The 15,996-nt window shown below is 37.5% G+C and carries 14 protein-coding genes; 5 read left to right on the top strand and 9 right to left on the bottom strand.

Translation table 11 applies throughout. From position 1 onward, the window contains the following. Window positions 1-49: 49 nt before the first annotated feature. The 4 genes from glnG to glnA all read right to left on the bottom strand — a co-directional run bounded on the left by glnG (window position 50) and on the right by glnA (window position 4,894). Window positions 50-1,450 (bottom strand): nitrogen regulation protein NR(I), encoded by a 1,401-nt coding sequence (gene glnG / locus ESZ36_RS19380; RefSeq protein WP_146790925.1) that lies wholly within the window; start codon window positions 1,448-1,450, stop codon window positions 50-52. Next, a complete protein-coding gene (gene glnL / locus ESZ36_RS19375; RefSeq protein ID WP_146790923.1) occupies window positions 1,447-2,562 on the bottom strand; it encodes a nitrogen regulation protein NR(II) in 1,116 nt (371 codons plus the stop codon). The genes glnG and glnL overlap by 4 nt, the downstream gene beginning before the upstream one ends. Window positions 2,563-2,722: 160 nt before the next feature. Beyond that, the gene (locus ESZ36_RS19370) at window positions 2,723-3,241 is read right to left on the bottom strand and encodes a DUF4124 domain-containing protein (protein ID WP_146790921.1); all 519 of its coding nucleotides are present in this window, start codon (window positions 3,239-3,241) and stop codon (window positions 2,723-2,725) included. A gap of 246 nt (window positions 3,242-3,487) precedes the next feature. Then, a complete protein-coding gene (gene glnA, locus ESZ36_RS19365; RefSeq protein WP_146790919.1) occupies window positions 3,488-4,894 on the bottom strand; it encodes a glutamate--ammonia ligase in 1,407 nt (468 codons plus the stop codon). A gap of 419 nt (window positions 4,895-5,313) precedes the next feature. On the opposite strand from glnA, the gene ESZ36_RS19360 reads away from it, so the two are divergent. Both ESZ36_RS19360 and ESZ36_RS19355 read left to right on the top strand, forming a co-directional pair. Further along, complete coding sequence (locus tag ESZ36_RS19360) at window positions 5,314-6,438, top strand: DUF481 domain-containing protein (protein ID WP_146790917.1); 1,125 nt, start codon at window positions 5,314-5,316, stop codon at window positions 6,436-6,438. A gap of 93 nt (window positions 6,439-6,531) precedes the next feature. Next, window positions 6,532-7,626: a DUF5777 family beta-barrel protein gene (locus ESZ36_RS19355; RefSeq protein WP_246129178.1), complete on the top strand. Its 1,095-nt coding sequence runs from the start codon at window positions 6,532-6,534 to the stop codon at window positions 7,624-7,626. Window positions 7,627-7,654: 28 nt separating this feature from the next. On the opposite strand, the gene ESZ36_RS19350 is transcribed toward ESZ36_RS19355, so the two are convergent. Further along, window positions 7,655-8,782: an FAD-binding oxidoreductase gene (locus tag ESZ36_RS19350; RefSeq protein WP_146790913.1), complete on the bottom strand. Its 1,128-nt coding sequence runs from the start codon at window positions 8,780-8,782 to the stop codon at window positions 7,655-7,657. 109 nt (window positions 8,783-8,891) lie between these two features. On the opposite strand from ESZ36_RS19350, the gene mpl reads away from it, so the two are divergent. The 3 genes from mpl (at window position 8,892) to ESZ36_RS19335 (ending at window position 11,582) form a co-directional block, all read left to right on the top strand. Further along, window positions 8,892-10,322, top strand: coding sequence for a UDP-N-acetylmuramate:L-alanyl-gamma-D-glutamyl-meso-diaminopimelate ligase (mpl, locus tag ESZ36_RS19345; RefSeq protein WP_146790911.1), 1,431 nt, complete (start codon window positions 8,892-8,894; stop codon window positions 10,320-10,322). A gap of 72 nt (window positions 10,323-10,394) precedes the next feature. Continuing rightward, on the top strand, window positions 10,395-10,895 hold the full coding sequence (gene def, locus ESZ36_RS19340) for a peptide deformylase (RefSeq protein WP_146790909.1): 501 nt from the start codon (window positions 10,395-10,397) through the stop codon (window positions 10,893-10,895). A gap of 66 nt (window positions 10,896-10,961) precedes the next feature. Further along, window positions 10,962-11,582: a flavin prenyltransferase UbiX gene (locus ESZ36_RS19335; RefSeq protein WP_246129177.1), complete on the top strand. Its 621-nt coding sequence runs from the start codon at window positions 10,962-10,964 to the stop codon at window positions 11,580-11,582. Window positions 11,583-11,682: 100 nt separating this feature from the next. Here ESZ36_RS19335 and ESZ36_RS19330 read toward each other — a convergent pair whose 3' ends face one another. The 4 genes from ESZ36_RS19330 to ESZ36_RS19315 form a co-directional block, all read right to left on the bottom strand. Then, complete coding sequence (locus ESZ36_RS19330) at window positions 11,683-12,147, bottom strand: chemotaxis protein CheX (RefSeq protein ID WP_011041270.1); 465 nt, start codon at window positions 12,145-12,147, stop codon at window positions 11,683-11,685. Between the two features lie 120 nt (window positions 12,148-12,267). Further along, window positions 12,268-12,795 carry a DUF6702 family protein gene (locus ESZ36_RS19325; protein WP_146790905.1) on the bottom strand — a complete coding sequence of 176 codons (528 nt, stop codon included), beginning with the start codon at window positions 12,793-12,795 and terminating at the stop codon, window positions 12,268-12,270. After that, window positions 12,795-15,173, bottom strand: a complete 2,379-nt coding sequence (locus ESZ36_RS19320) for a M1 family metallopeptidase (RefSeq protein WP_146790904.1) — start codon at window positions 15,171-15,173, stop codon at window positions 12,795-12,797. The genes ESZ36_RS19325 and ESZ36_RS19320 overlap by 1 nt, the downstream gene beginning before the upstream one ends. A 166-nt stretch (window positions 15,174-15,339) precedes the next feature. Continuing rightward, window positions 15,340-15,780 (bottom strand): transcriptional repressor, encoded by a 441-nt coding sequence (locus ESZ36_RS19315; RefSeq protein WP_146790902.1) that lies wholly within the window; start codon window positions 15,778-15,780, stop codon window positions 15,340-15,342. Window positions 15,781-15,996: the final 216 nt, after the last annotated feature.

Below are 15,996 nucleotides of genomic sequence, written 5' to 3'. Positions count from 1 at the left end.
TATAGCCGTTACCATTCAAAGTGCAGGCTATAAGTTTGTTTCTGTTTTCTTAGTTATCGAACTCTTTCAATTTTCTCGTTAAGGTGTTTCTACCCCAGCCTAATTTTTTTGCTGCATCTTGTTTATGACCCTGAGTAAATATTAAAGCCCGTTCAAGCATTATCTTTTCAAATTCAATTTGGTCGTAATCTAAAATTGCATCTTTTCCCTGTGCTAGTTCTTGGTCCATCCAAGTACTAAGTACGTCTTGCCATGCATTAGAATCATTCTTTAAAGATGTTGATTTTTCGACTAATTCATTAGGTAAATCTTCAATAAGAATTTCCTGACCACTTGCCATAACCGTTAAAAAACGACAAATGTTCTCTAATTGTCTAACGTTCCCAGGCCAATGGCAGTTATTAAGGAAGTTACTTGCCTTTTTACTTAATGTTTTAACCTCAACACTTAGTTCATTAGCTGCTTGTGTTAAAAAGTGCTGGCTCAATTGTGGAATATCTTCTTTGCGTTCTCTAAGGCTAGGTAAATGAATCCGAATAACATTAAGACGGTGAAATAAATCTTCTCTAAATTCACCTTTGTTTACACGTTCCTCAAGATGTTGATGAGTAGCGGCAATAATCCTTACATCGACTTGGACAGGTAGATGTCCCCCAACACGATAAACCTGACCATCAGACAGTACACGTAACAGACGAGTTTGAATGTCTAATGGCATATCACCTATTTCATCTAAAAATAAAGTTCCGCCATGTGCTTGTTCAAACCGTCCTTGTCGCACGGCATTAGCTCCGGTAAAGGCACCTTTTTCATGACCAAATAATTCAGACTCAATTAAATCTTTTGGGATGGCGGCCATATTTAACGGAATAAAGGGCTCATTTACTCGAGGGCTATGGGAGTGAAGTGCTTGAGCAACTAATTCTTTACCTGTTCCTGATTCACCATTAATTAGCACACTAATACTTGAGCGGGATAAACGGCCAATTGCACGAAATACTTCTTGCATGGCAGGGGCTTCACCAATCAGGCCGACTGCTAAAGGTATATCTGTTTGATCCTTATTTTTCTCATTTTGCTCTCTTGCATGGGTGAGGGCACGTTTACTCAGGTTGATGGCTTCGTCAATATCAAATGGTTTAGGCAAGTATTCAAATGCACCACCTTGATACGCATTAACAGCGCTGTCTAAATCAGAGTGAGCAGTCATAATAATCACGGGAATATGAGAATGTTGCTTACTTAACCTTTTTAATAATTCCATGCCATCGATGTTTGGCATACGAATGTCAGAAATAATGACTTCTGGCTGACCATGATCTAATGCAATCAATAAGTTTTCAGCGCTTTCAAAAGCAGCACAACTTATATTTGCATTAGCAAAAGCTTTCTCAAGAACCCATCTAATTGAGCTATCGTCATCAACTATCCAAACTTGTTCAGTGATCATAATGTACTCTCTTGTGATAAAGGTGCTTGATTCAAAGGTTGTTGTTTTAATGGCAGTAGAATTGTAAATTCAGTATGACCAGGGCGGCTATGACACGATAGCTTACCTTGGTGTTGATTTATGAGTGTTTGTGAAATAGATAAACCTAAACCGGTACCATTAGAGCGGCCAGATACCATAGGATAAAAAAGCGTGTCTTGAATTTTACTGGGAATACCAGGCCCGTTATCAATGATACTAATTTCAATGGCTAATTTGATTCGTTTGCCATGAATGGTTCTATTACTCGCAATTCGAGTTCGTAGTGTAATGTTGTGCGTTTCATCAATGGCTTGAATAGCATTGTTAACAATATTAAGCACTGCTTGTTGCAGTTTTTCTTGATCACATTCAACCGCAGGTAGAGAGGGATCATAATCGCGTAACAAATGAATTTTTTGGCTATTTGAATAGCCCACCAACTGACAAACCTTCTCAAGTATGCCATGGACATTTTGTGCCTGCATTTGGGGCAATTGGTTCGGACCTAATAGACGATCAACTAAGTTAGTTAATCTGTCAGCTTGCTCAATGATCATGCTGGTGTATTCTTGTTGCTCATTACTCACTTCTTTACTAAGTAATTGGGCTGCGCCTCTTAAACCCCCAAGCGGATTTTTAATTTCGTGTGCTAGACCTTTAATAAGATCACGTGCAGCAAGCCATTGCTGATGTTGAAAAACTTCTAAGCTAATTTGTTTTTGTTGATCTATTTGTTTGAATTCGAGTAATACATGCGGAGTTCTTTCAAATTCGACTGAAGACGCTGTTACTTCTGCAGTAAATCTGTGGCTTTCATTTAGCTCTACAACAATGTCGCAATCTGTAAATTCTTGACCGGTGGCAAGTAGCTGCATTAAACGAGAGCGATTAATACTTGTATTAGCAAAAATAATTTCAGATTCTGTATTGAATAAACGATATAGGCTTTTATTTAATAGTGCTTCAGCGGCAGGGTTTACATAAACGATGGCGAGTTCTTCATTGAGAATAATCACAGCAGTCACCAACTGGTTGGCAAGTGATTGCTGGTAGGACAACTTATGATCTTGTATATAACTACGGCTATGCATAAAAACCCTTAGGAAGATAATTTCATGCACCGTTTTGGTGCGTGCAATTTAAGTTTACTAAAGAAAGGTTTTATTTGCAGTGTTAATTTTGCTCAGATAAAAAGTGTTAACTCTTTTATACCTCTTTAACAGTAAGGGGTTAAAAGTAATGAGTGTTAACCTAGTTTGTTGAAGCTCTATGCATATAAAACGTTACTGATGCAGATGATGCAATAACCTTGCCTTTTTCATCTAGTAGTAACATTTTTATTTTATGTTCGCCTCTGTCAATATCTCTTAACGAAAACATAGAGTGTTTTTGAGGCTTTTGATGGGGTTTACCGTCAAGTACTAATTGTACTTCTAATCCAGGCTTAAATCTTGGCCTGATACCACCGCCAATATATATGGAGCCTGTATTATCCCGTATAGTGGCATTGTTTTTAGGCGTACTTATAGCTATTTCGTATTCTTCTACCATTTCTTGGGGAGTGATATCGAGTACTTTAGTATCAAGAGAGGTACTTGATTGAATTATATTGCCAGGTTTAGTTTTTACCTCTTCAGCGCCAGGCATTGGAGAATCAGAAAAAACCAATACACCTTCTTCATTACGCCATACATAAATTTTGGCTGTTTTTGGGTGCACAGGAGCAGCTAAGGCGACACCTAATAGTATAAATAGTAATAACTTGATCATAGTTCCTTATATCTCCCTGTGCATTGGGTACTCAATATTTACATCATTCCATAATGTAGACTAATTTAAGTATATATCTATAGTTTATACAAAAAAATGTTTTTTAATATTTTTCTATCAATAAGTGATTTCTGTGAGTGAATTATGATCTAATTGTGATTTTTATTTTGGTTTAAAGTATAAAAAAGCTCACCTAAGTGAGCTTTTTATTGACCGTAAAGCGCTTCAAAAGGAAGCTAAGCGATATTAAACGCTGTAATACAGATCAAACTCTAATGGATGAGTTGTCATGTTTACAAGTCGAGACTCTTCACGTTTAATAGCAATGTATGCATCAATCATGTCTTTATCCATAACACCACCAGCTGTTAAGAATTCAAAATCTGCTTCTAAATTATCAAGTGCATCATCAAGTGATGTTGCTACTTGAGGGATAGATGCAGCTTCTTCAGCAGGTAAGTCGTATAAATCTTTATCCATAGCATCGCCAGGGTGAGTTTTGTTTTTAATACCGTCAAGACCCGCCATTAACAATGCAGAGAAAGCTAAGTATGGGTTACATGCAGGATCAGGGAAACGCGCTTCAATACGCATTGCTTTTGGTGATGGTACAAGTGGAATACGAATAGATGCAGAGCGGTTACGTGCAGAGTATGCAAGCATAACAGGTGCTTCAAAGTGTGGAACTAAACGCTTATAAGAGTTAGTTGCTGGGTTAGTAAACGCGTTTAATGCTTTAGCATGTTTGATGATACCACCAATATAATAAAGAGCCGTTTCAGATAGACCACCGTATTTATCACCAGCAAATATGTTAACACCGTCTTTAGCAAGAGACATATGTACGTGCATACCAGTACCGTTATCACCAACTAGAGGCTTAGGCATGAACGTTGCTGTTTTGCCGTATGCGTGAGCTACGTTATGAACAACATACTTATAAATTTGAACTTCATCTGCTTTTTTAACTAACGTATTAAAGCGACAAGCAATTTCGTTTTGGCCACAAGTAGCTACTTCATGGTGATGCGCTTCAACAACTAAGCCCATATCTTCCATTACTAAACACATAGCTGAACGTAAATCTTGTGCAGAATCTACTGGTGACGTTGGGAAATAACCGCCTTTAACACCAGGACGATGACCCATATTGCCTTCTTCGTATTCAGTACCTGAATTCCAAGCGGCTTCTTTATCGTCAATCTTGTAGAAAGAACCACTCATATCGGTATGGAAACGTACATCGTCAAATACGAAGAACTCTGGCTCTGGACCAACTAATACATCATCGGCAATACCAGAACTACGTAGATATTCTTCAGCGCGATTCGCAACAGAGCGAGGATCACGGCTATAACCAAGCATAGTACTAGGCTCTAAAATATCACAACGAATATTTAACGTAACAGCATCAGTAAAAGGGTCTAGGACAGCAGTTGATGCATCAGGCATCATAACCATGTCAGATTCGTCAATGCCTTTCCAGCCTTCAATAGATGAACCGTCAAACATTTTACCATCTTCGAAAAAGTCTTCAGTCACTTGATGATGAGGAATAGAAATGTGTTGTTCTTTACCTTTTGAATCAGTAAAGCGAAGGTCAATAAATTTGACGTCGTGTTCTTTAATTAAGTCGAATACTGCTTGTGACATTGTGTCTCTCCACTGGGGTTAATTTTATAAAAATTTTGTAAATAATCGAGTAAATCGTAAAAAGGATGAAGTTATAAAGGTTGGTTATTATCATTATTCATCTATTGTTGTTCGTTTAATAGCTAAAATCGTGCCAAGAGGAAGGTCATTGATTAATAAGCTTTTTTATTCTGTTTACAATCTTTGTTGCACCTTGTTGGTGCTTTCTGTGCATTGTGGTGGTGCATTTGGGTTATTGTAAGAATCCCACTATAGAATATATTTAGCCGCTTGCCTTTAATAATTTATACTTTTTTTGTCTTGTTGTGTTTAAAATACTCAGCTGAGCACACAATATAGATCGTCAATGTATATTATCTTCGCTATATTTATAATTTATTGTCTTTAATCTAAAAAATGCCTTAAAGGTATGAGGTTTTATGAATAACACGATAACAATCTTGATAACTAAATTTTTTACTATTCTCCTGCTACTAACACTTCCAACTATTGGTTATGCAGAGGACGATAAGAGTAAGTGGCAGAAACCCACGCCAGTTTTTAAGCAAGATTTTGATTGGATAAAATTGAAATCTGATGAATGGCTTAAAGGCGATATTGTTTCTATGTATGATGAAAAACTAGAGTTCGACAGTGATGAACTTGATATGCAAACAATCGATTTGGAAGATGTTGCTGAGTTACGAAGTAAGGCATGGCAAAGTATTCGAATGTTTGATGGCACGATTGCTGAAGGTTATTTAGTGTTAAAAGATGGGCAACTATCTTTAGTGAAAAATGGTGTGACCACTAACTACGAGTTTAGTAACCTTTTATCGATTGCATCCTCAGGTAAAAATGAAATAGATTTATGGGATGGTTATATTAATTTGGGTATTAATTTACGTGAGGGTAATACCGCACAATTTGATTATACATTTTCTGCTGGAATGCAGCGACGAAGCTCGAGTAGCCGTTTTAAAGCTGATTATACAAGTGATTATAGTAGCTACGAAGATCAAGACACCGAAGCATCCACAGTTACCGCTGATAGCGAACGATTAACATCATCTTATGATTGGTTTTTCAATCCTAAGATTTACTTCCGAGCTGCTGATTTTGAATATATGGCCGATGACTTTTTAAACATCGATTATCGAATCCATTATGGTATCGAATTGGGTTATCATATTATCGATACTAGTCGCACTAGTTGGGATATCAATCTCGGTCCAAGTTACCAAAAAACTAAATTTATTGATGTTGGACCCGATGATAGTGACAGTGAGGATTCTTTAGGGGTGACACTTGGCACCGATTTTACCTTTGAAGTTACCAGTGATATTGACTACGATGCATCGTATAGTGTGCAGGTGATTGATGAGGCGTCTGGTGGTAACATCCATCACTTTCAAACAGGCCTAGAAATTGATCTTACCAATGACTTTGATCTTGAATTGACCTTCTATGCCGATCGCACTGAAAGTCCAAAGAAAGACAGCGCTGGTAATACCCCTGAAAAGAATGATTACCGCTTAGTTGTTAGTTTTGGTTACGATTTTTAGTTAATTCATCAACCTATTTTTTAAGGCTTGTATTTCAGCTAGTACAAGCCTTTTTTATTGTACATATGTAATGAAAGTAACCACGGTAATTTTGTGAATAAGTATTTATTAATAGCGCTAGCCTTACTTAGCTTTATCAGTCAGGGGACAGAAAATTCGGCACATACAGAAGTATGGAGTCCACCAACGCCTGTTTTTTCACAACAATTTGACTGGCTTAAATTACGCTCAGGGGAATGGTTAAAAGGTGACATTATTTCCATGTATGACGACGAGTTGGAGTTTGAAAGTGAAGAATTTAATACGATTACTTTTGATTGGGAAAACGTAACTGAGTTGCGTAGTCGGTTTAACCAACAAATACGCTTTGCTAATGGAGAAGTAAAACAAGGCTTTCTTATCGTTAAAGACAACCATCTTGTTGTAATTAGTGGAGGTAGTGAGCAGCATTATCCTTTATCAGAACTCTTATCGATTACGTCCTCTTCAGATGACAGAAAAGAGTTATGGGATGGTAAAGTGAGTTTAGGTATTGATGTGAATTCAGGTAATGTTAATCAATTAGATTACTTGGCTAGTGCTAGAATTCAACGAAGAACACCTTTTACTCGTTTTAAAGTCGAATTCACCTATAACTATAGTGAATCTACTGTCGATGAAAATGAGCAAGTGATTACTGATACCAGTCGCTTAACTTCAAATCTTGATTGGTTTTATAGTAGTAAAGTGTTCTTTCGAGTGTTTGACTATGAACACTTTACAGATTTTCAACAGAATATTAAGTCTAGAAATACGCTAGGGCTGAGTTTAGGTTATCATATTTTTCAAAACAAACGTCTACAGTGGGATGTAACACTCGGGCCTAGTTATCAACAAACCGTGTATTACAATACTACTGACGAAAGTGACCAACAAAGTGGCGTTATAGCCTTAGGTACTTTATTTGAGTATAGTATTTCAAGCCGACTAGACTATTTATTTGATTACCAACTACAATTTGTTGAAGAAAAATCAGGTAAGCGGAATTCACATTTACAAACTGGTTTTGAATTTGAATTTCAGGATCACTTTGAGTTAAATGTGATGTTTTATTTGGACCGTGTTGCTAACCCAGTTGCCCCTATGGGAACTCCGCCTCCGCAGTCAAATGATTATAGGTTAGTCATTAGCCTTGGTTATGATTTCTAGTGTTATAATTTACTTTGTAATGTAAGTATTACTCATGGCTTACCTCAACATCAGTTAATGCACTACATCTGCAAAGTAATATATAGCCTTGCTGCTGCTCACTTGCAGATAATCCATCTGTAGAGTTTTGCTTAACTTGACCACTAATTAGCTTTGCTTTGCAACTGCCACAAGACCCCGCGCGACATGAATAGGGTAAAATTAGTCCCGCTGCCTCTCCTTGATCTAGCAAAGAATCTTGTTTATTACCTTGGTATCGTTTTTTCCATCGACTAAAATAAATCGAAACTTTAGCTTTACTGCTTTGGTGTTGTAAGCTTTGAAGCTTCACTTTTTGACTTTCTATTACCGGAGCTAATTTAGAATTATTTTCTTCAATATCACTGGTTTGATCTTTTGAATACTCATGTACACCAAAACTCTCATCGTGGTAGTCACTTGGTTGTAAACCTAATTTAAACAATAGTGTTTGAGTGGTTTTGCGAAATAACTTGGGTCCACAGACAAAGGTTTGATAATGATTAATTTGCTCAATCTTACCAAGTATCTCTTCATTTAGACGTCCTTGATATCCATACCACTGTGAATTAGCGCCTTGAGTAAGAGTATAAATTATTTGGCAATTGCCATGTTGCTTCGCTAAGTTATTAATTTCAGCTTGAGCAATTAGGTCCATTTTCTGTTTTGCGCTATGGACAAATATTATTTGGTTCTTACATTGTGTAGCGACCATAAAACGTAACATAGAAAGCATTGGTGTTATGCCGCTACCAGCGCTGATAAGTAAAACGTTTTTAGGTATTGGGTCACTTAAGCAAAAGTTACCAGCCACTTCTTGGACTTCAATTGACTGTCCTACTTTAAAATGATCATGAAAGTAGTTAGAAACCTTACCCTGAGGAATTCGTTTTATCGTAATGCTGACATAATCAGAAGTTGTAGGCGAAGAGGATATGGTATAACAACAAGTTGTCATTGTACCGGCCATATTAACGGTAAAATTTAGGTATTGGCCAGCGTGATAGTTAAAATCTGCTTGTGTTTGTTGCTTAGGCCTAGAGAAGATAAAAGTTTTTACATCACGAGTTTCTACTTGGATTTGTTGGCAGACTAAGGTAAATGTTTGCTGGGTGACAGTATTGCTCGATAGAGTCATTTATTACTTTGCTCAACTAAGTTTATAGCGCGTATTTACAGATAAAACTTAGTTATTAAGGTATGATATCGCCAATTATAGCGCTTCTTTATGTTTTGATTATTATACTATGACTAATAAAATTCAACACCTTCATATATTGGGTATTTGTGGCACTTTCATGGGAGGGATCGCTGCTATAGCCAAACAACTTGGCTTTAAAGTTAGTGGCTCTGATGCCAATGTCTATCCGCCAATGAGTACTCAGTTAGAGCAATTAGGCATTGAATTAATGTCAGGTTACCAAGTCGATAACTTCTCTGATGATATCGATTTGGTTATTGTTGGCAATGCCATGTCTCGGGGAAACCCTATGGTGGAATATATGTTAGATCGCAATATTCCTTATTCGTCAGGTCCACAGTGGTTGCTTGAAAATGTATTAAAAGATCGTTGGGTCCTTGCCGTTTCGGGTACGCATGGTAAAACAACGACCAGTAGTATGCTGGCATGGATTTTAGACTATGCTCATATGTCTCCAGGTTTTCTTATTGGTGGTGTACCGCAAAATTTTTCTAGCTCAGCTCGTCTAGGTGATACACCTTTCTTTGTCATTGAAGCTGACGAGTACGACAGTGCCTTTTTTGATAAACGATCTAAATTTGTGCATTACCGACCACGAACGTTAGTGATTAATAACTTAGAATTTGATCATGGTGATATTTTTAATGATCTCAGTGATATTCAAAAACAATTCCATCACCTTATCAGAATGGTACCTAGTAACGGCTTGATCTTATCACCCGCTAATGAAACTGCTATTAGTGAAACGTTAGCTATGGGATGTTGGACTCCGACCGAATTCTCTCAACAAGTGCCAAATAAAGAGCTTCAGCAAGATGAACCGCTCGATACGGGTTGGCAAGTCGAAAAATTAAATGCTCAGGGCAGTGAGTTTATCGTTAAGTTTAACGGTAATGAGCAAGGTGTCGTCAAGTGGGATCTTATTGGAGATTTTAATATCGATAACGGCGTGATGGCAATAGCGGCAGCACGTCATGCAGGTGTGCCAAGCGCAGTCTCTATTGAAGCGTTAGCCGAGTTTATTAATACTAAGCGTCGTTTTGAACTTCGCGGTACAGTCAATGATATTAGTGTGTATGATGATTTTGCTCATCACCCAACTGCCATAGCAAAAACATTAGCAGGTGTTCGTGCTAAACTTTCACAACAAGACAATGAACAAGCTGGGCGCATTTTCGCAGTATTAGAGCCAAGATCGAATACCATGAGATCAGGGGTTCATAAAGAATCATTACCTAAGTCATTGATTGATGCTGATCAGGTTTTTATCTATCAAGGTGAACAAGTGACTTGGTCCGTGAGTGATTTAATCAAACAATGCAAGCCAACGTGTCAAGTTGAAGACAATATTGAGCGTTTAGTTGAAGCCATTGCCCAACAAGCTCAAGCTGGCGATATAATTGTTGTTATGAGTAACGGTGGTTTTGCCGACATACATAATAAATTATTGAACCGTTTAGCTAGCGTAATCGTATAAACAGTAAACCTCTAGAAATAAAATAGTTTAACCAATTTAGTTTAATCAAAATAGTAAAGAGAACTTAGCACAATGACAGTATTAACTATACTTACCGCACCTAATGATAAGCTTATAGAGCAAGCAAAACCTGTATCTGATGTCAGTCAAATTCAGGTATTAATCGATGACTTAATTGAAACTATGTACGATACCGAAGATGGTATCGGTTTAGCGGCAACTCAAGTTGGTCGTAGTGAAGCCGTAGTGGTTATTGATATTTCAGAGAATCGTGATGAACCACTTGTGTTAGTAAACCCCGTGATAACTCACGGTGAAGCAACAGCAAAAGGGCAAGAAGGGTGTTTATCTATACCCGGCTACTATGCTGATGTTGAGCGTTTCACTCATGTTACGGTTGAAGCGTTAGATCGCGATGGAGAAGAGCTTACTATCACCAGTGATGAATTTCTTGCGATTGTGATGCAACATGAAATAGACCATTTAAAAGGTAAGTTATTTATTGACTATTTATCGCCGCTAAAACAACAAATGGCACTAAAAAAAGTCAAGAAAACGATTAAAAATGGTTAGGGATAATCATAGACTACAAAGTGAGTTTGTTATTTAATGCTACAAAATTCGAACAAGGTGGGTAAGGTGAATAATGATTTTAATGGTAAAATAACCCTTGCCATCACTGGAGCTTCTGGAGCTTCTTATGCTCTGCGGCTCATAGAGTGTTTAATCGCCGCAAACTATCAACTCTATATTTTGTGCTCAAGTGCTGGTCGTATTGTTTTAGATACTGAGGTGGGCGTTAAAATACCTAGTTCTCCTGATGCTGCCAGTAAATTTCTCACCGATAAATATCAGGCCAAAGATCAACAAATAACAGTTTTTGGTAAAGAACAATGGTTTTCTCCCGTCGCTTCGGGCTCTTCAGCACCGAAAAAAATGGTTGTTTGCCCCTGTTCTACCGGAACGATGGCAGCTATTTGTCATGGCATGAGTGATAACTTAATTGAACGTGCTGCGGATGTGGTGATAAAAGAACGTGGTCAATTAATTTTAATGGTAAGAGAAACACCCTTTTCAACGTTACATTTACAAAATATGCTCAGCTTATCTCAGCAAGGGGTCACTATTATGCCGGCGTCTCCTGGGTTTTATCATAAGGCTGAGACCATTGAAGATCTCATCGATTTTATGGTGGGTCGAGTATTAGATCATCTTGGTATTGAACAAGATATTATGCCGCGTTGGGGTTATAACATTTAAATGTTAAGCGAAAAATCATATTGTTGACATAAAAAAAGCGACTATCGTCGCTTTTTTTATGAGTAAATTACTTGTGTGAACTTACTTCTACTTGTTTGTTTTACTCATCAAAACTGAATTCAATATAAGCTCTACCTAATTCACTTTTTAGTGGAATTATAACGATAGGACCTTTAGCTTTATGATGAATGGAGTGGTTTGGTCCAGACACAACAATCGGGGTTGCCATATCAAACTCAATCCCCTTTTCGCTCAGCATACGTTTTGCACCGCCGGTAACCATGTTTGTTATTTCACCGATTAAATCGATAATCTCTTCATTGACTTCATCAGGTGCTTCACCGACCATTTTTTTCATCGTGGCTAATGCTAAGGCCCCTTCAAAAGTAATGGATAATGAACCTTTTGCTTGATCACTCACCATGCCAATTAAACCTGAAACATCACCCATGGCGACTTCATTTTTTTTAAGACGTGGTTTTTCTGGAATTAATTCCATTTGAGCCATCGTTGACATGACATTAAGCATTGAAGATAAAAATGGGTTGATAAACTCTACATTCATGAAGATTCCGAATCTTAGCTATTTAGATAAAGTGCTTTATTTGATTCTGCATGCTTATTTTACAAATGTAAATCAAATAGCGTAATAGTTTTATAATTTATGGTGTTAAGTGCTGGTTGCTTAGTTACTGGTTATGTCTGGAGTAATAATTGCTTCTTTGATCCTGTAGTCAAAAGTTAAGCTGCCAAAAAGCGCTTCACCTTTAAGACCGACACCTTGATAGTTAACTGTATTCACTTGCTTTGGGTAAGTATCGATGAGTATTGCATTCTTTACCACTGTTTGCGGTAATAAACTTTGCTGGTTACTTTCTTGGTAGGCAATAATTTTTCCTGACGTTACTTCAAAGCCTAACCAAATCAGTGGGATTTTCACTTGATTTTTTTCTAGCGAAAATTGTTGCTCAAAATATTGTTGGATATATATGTCGTAGTTTTTATGTTCAGCTGAAAAGTGAACCTGTTTTTTTTCGGCTATTGCATTTTCTATATCATGGGTAGTAAATTGATGCACTATTTCAAGATGTTTAGTTTTAGGGTTGATAGATACGTCGCTAACCCCAAAAAAATAGGTATGACTTGTAGCTGAAGCTACAAGTCCTATGTAAAAGCTGATAGCAATTAAATACTTGCTAAACACTTTACTCATTATTGGCCATCTTCTTTATGCTCTGCTGCATCGTTGATTTTCTCAGCTGAGATATCTTTAAGCTTCTCATTGTAATCACGCATCATATCCTCTTTCTTTTCCTTATAAATATCAAAACGAGATTGAATAGGACGTGCTGGCCAGTAGTTATTATTAATGTTCACATCAGCCGTTTGCCACTTGGCATCTAGCGCAATTTCAGTGATTTCTTTATCACGAATTAATAGTTTAGATACATTTTTACTGTTTTTACGCCAAATTTCAGCGGGAATATAAATATGTTCAGTTGTGCTATCAGCATAAGTAATATTGAGTAAAATTGGCATTACCAAGCCACCATTATTAGAAAAATCGATGACATAGAATTTGCTATTATTAGTTAATAAGTCTTTTTGCCAAGACTCTAGTTCTTCGTGTTCTTCATTATATTTATTACGGTCGGCATTGGTGGCGGTAAATTTATCATGATCATTATAAAAATCTAATAACTCAGGTTTATCTTGAGTACGCACCCATTGATCTTTATTGCGTAAATCACTGATAAATTCAGGTTGTTCATTATCTAGTGCACGTTCCCAAGCTTCTTCCACATCAGGATTTTGGCTGTTTGGGCGATATAAATAGACATTATTAATAGCTAAATCAACGTGGTCAGTGGTATAGAACCAACCACGCCAGAACCAATCTAAATCAACTGCTGAAGCATCTTCCATAGTGCGGAAAAAGTCAGCTGGCGTAGGACGTTTGAACTTCCAACGTTGGGCATATTCTTTAAAAGCGAAATCAAAGAGTTCACGACCCATGATGGTTTCACGCAAAATGTTTAATGCAGTTGCGGGCTTGCCATAAGCATTATTGCCAAACTGTAAAATAGACTCTGAGTTAGTCATGATGGGTACTTGATTATCACTCTTCATATAACTAGTAATCCTTGTTGCATGACCTCGTCGAGATGGATAACCTTCTTCCCAAGCCTGCTCTGCAAGGAACTGTAAAAAGGTATTCAATCCTTCATCCATCCAAGTCCATTGTCGCTCATCAGAGTTGACAATCATAGGGAAGTAATTATGCCCGACTTCATGAATAATAACGCCAACTAAACCGTATTTTGTACGGCGCGAATAGGTTTTTTCACCCGTTTTTTTATCAAGTGTTGGTCGAGGCCCATTGAAGGTAATCATTGGGTATTCCATACCACCGACAGGGCCGTTCACTGAAATAGAAACAGGGTAAGGGTAATCAAAAGTATATTTACTGTATTGCTCCATCGTATGGATTATGGCTTCGGTTGAATACTTCTCCCAAAGCGGATTACCTTCATTAGGGTAAAACGACATGGCCATAGTATTGCGATTACCTTGCTGATAACCTTGCGCATCCCAGATGAATTTTCGGCTTGATGCAAAGGCAAAATCACGAACGTTTTTGGCTTTAAAATGCCATGTTTTTGTCTTACTGCTACGTGACTTTTCATTCGCTAATGCTTCTGCAGGTGTAATGATCAATAGAGGTTTTTTAGCTTTTTTGGCCTGTTTTAAACGTTTTCGTTGGCTGCTAGTGAGTACTTTACTTCCATTTTGTAAAACCCCTGTAGCAGCAACAATGTGATCAGCAGGCACAGTAATTTTTACATCGTAGTCACCAAACTCTAATGTGAACTCGCCATTACCTAAAAATTGTTTGTTTTGCCAACCCATAGCATCGTAATAAGCTGCAGCTCTTGGGAACCAACTCGCTATTTCATAGAGATAGTTATCATCTTCTTTAAAGTATTCATAACCAGAGCGACCTCCAAGCACTTTTTGCTCATGTAGTTGGTAATGCCAATTAATATTTATTTCGACACTTGCACCTGACTTTAATGGCTTCGGCAGATCAACACGCATCATAGTGCCATTGATAACATAATGTAGCGCTTTACCATTACTTGCACTAACTTTAGTTATGCCATAACCACCATCAAAAACAGGTGATTCAACCAAACTGCGAAAACTATCGAAAGTGACTTTCTTCTCGCTTGGTGCCGTTCTTGTCATCTTATAAGCTGAGTCGCGTTTCATGCGATTTTGGTCTAGCTGTAGCCATAAGTAACGTAAAGTATCAGGAGAGTTGTTTTGATAATCCATGACTTGCGCGCCAGTTAAACGCTGAGTTTTGTCATCAAGAGCAATGGAAATGTCATAATCAACTTGTTGCTGCCAATACTTATGACCTGGCGTGCCAGAGGCGGCACGATAAATGTTTGGCGTAGGTAAAACCTCACCTAATTGACGAAATTTATCGTCGAAGTCAGTTTTACTTGCTTGGCTATCGACTGATAGTAAGCCAGAAAAAACCAGTACTAGGCCAATTAAGGCTGTAGAGGTTGAATATTTCATAATTTTCCAAGGTAGAGGAGGAATACGTTTTTTATAGAAGGTATACAATATTTAATACTGATCGTGGATTTATACCACAATCAGAAACACCTTGTTATTTGCAAGGTGAAAATTTGCGATAGAAAGCAGTATTAATGAGATTAACGGTAGGCTAGCTTAAGTGAAATTAAACGGTGTTACAGTTTTTGCAGCGACCGTGTGCTTCAACTATTTGGTGACTGATAGTGAAGCCATTAGCATCGGCCATTGTGCGTAATGCTAAATCAAAATTATTAGATTGTATTTCTTCAACATGACCACACTCATCGCAAATTAATAGCTGTACAGGGTGATCACACTCACCGAAATGGTGACACATAATAAAAGCATTAATAGATTCTATTTTGTGGACAAAACCCTGTTTAGATAAAAAGTCTAAAGCACGGTAAATAGTAGCGGGTTTAGCAGCAGCATCTAATTCTTTTAGTTCAGCTAATAAATCATAAGCGCCAACGGCTCCTTGACGGTTAGCTAATAATAAAAAAACTTGCTCTCTTACTTTAGTAAAACGAGCGCCTTTTTTTTTGCAAACGAATTGTGCTTGTTGTAATAAAGATTCTGCCGTCATGGTGCTATTCGGTTATGTTTTGTCTAAGAATGGATGAGTTTGCAGTGTATCATAGCTATATATCAGCGCGTAAGTATTTTTAGTTAAGTCAATGGCTCTAGCTGATCAGGAAACTTATATAGGTGAGTAAGATACGTCGATAGTCGTCGCCTTGCAAAGTCATGCTAGACCATTTTCAAACATGATTGATAACAGGTATGCATTTCTGCTTATAAG

The sequence above is a fragment of the Colwellia demingiae genome (assembly GCF_007954275.1).
Taxonomy (GTDB): domain Bacteria; phylum Pseudomonadota; class Gammaproteobacteria; order Enterobacterales; family Alteromonadaceae; genus Colwellia; species Colwellia demingiae.
The sequence above is the reverse complement of the archived record's forward strand: the minus strand, read 5'-3'. Positions and strand labels throughout refer to the sequence as shown.

Coding starts and splice junctions, on each gene's coding strand:
- glnG (WP_146790925.1), bottom strand. CDS start 1,450: ATGATCACTGAACAAGTTTGGATAGTTGATGACGATAGCTCAATTAGA.
- glnL (WP_146790923.1), bottom strand. CDS start 2,562: ATGCATAGCCGTAGTTATATACAAGATCATAAGTTGTCCTACCAGCAA.
- ESZ36_RS19370 (WP_146790921.1), bottom strand. CDS start 3,241: ATGATCAAGTTATTACTATTTATACTATTAGGTGTCGCCTTAGCTGCT.
- glnA (WP_146790919.1), bottom strand. CDS start 4,894: ATGTCACAAGCAGTATTCGACTTAATTAAAGAACACGACGTCAAATTT.
- ESZ36_RS19360 (WP_146790917.1), top strand. CDS start 5,314: ATGAATAACACGATAACAATCTTGATAACTAAATTTTTTACTATTCTC.
- ESZ36_RS19350 (WP_146790913.1), bottom strand. CDS start 8,782: ATGACTCTATCGAGCAATACTGTCACCCAGCAAACATTTACCTTAGTC.
- mpl (WP_146790911.1), top strand. CDS start 8,892: ATGACTAATAAAATTCAACACCTTCATATATTGGGTATTTGTGGCACT.
- def (WP_146790909.1), top strand. CDS start 10,395: ATGACAGTATTAACTATACTTACCGCACCTAATGATAAGCTTATAGAG.
- ESZ36_RS19330 (WP_011041270.1), bottom strand. CDS start 12,147: ATGAATGTAGAGTTTATCAACCCATTTTTATCTTCAATGCTTAATGTC.
- ESZ36_RS19325 (WP_146790905.1), bottom strand. CDS start 12,795: ATGAGTAAAGTGTTTAGCAAGTATTTAATTGCTATCAGCTTTTACATA.
- ESZ36_RS19320 (WP_146790904.1), bottom strand. CDS start 15,173: ATGAAATATTCAACCTCTACAGCCTTAATTGGCCTAGTACTGGTTTTT.
- ESZ36_RS19315 (WP_146790902.1), bottom strand. CDS start 15,780: ATGACGGCAGAATCTTTATTACAACAAGCACAATTCGTTTGCAAAAAA.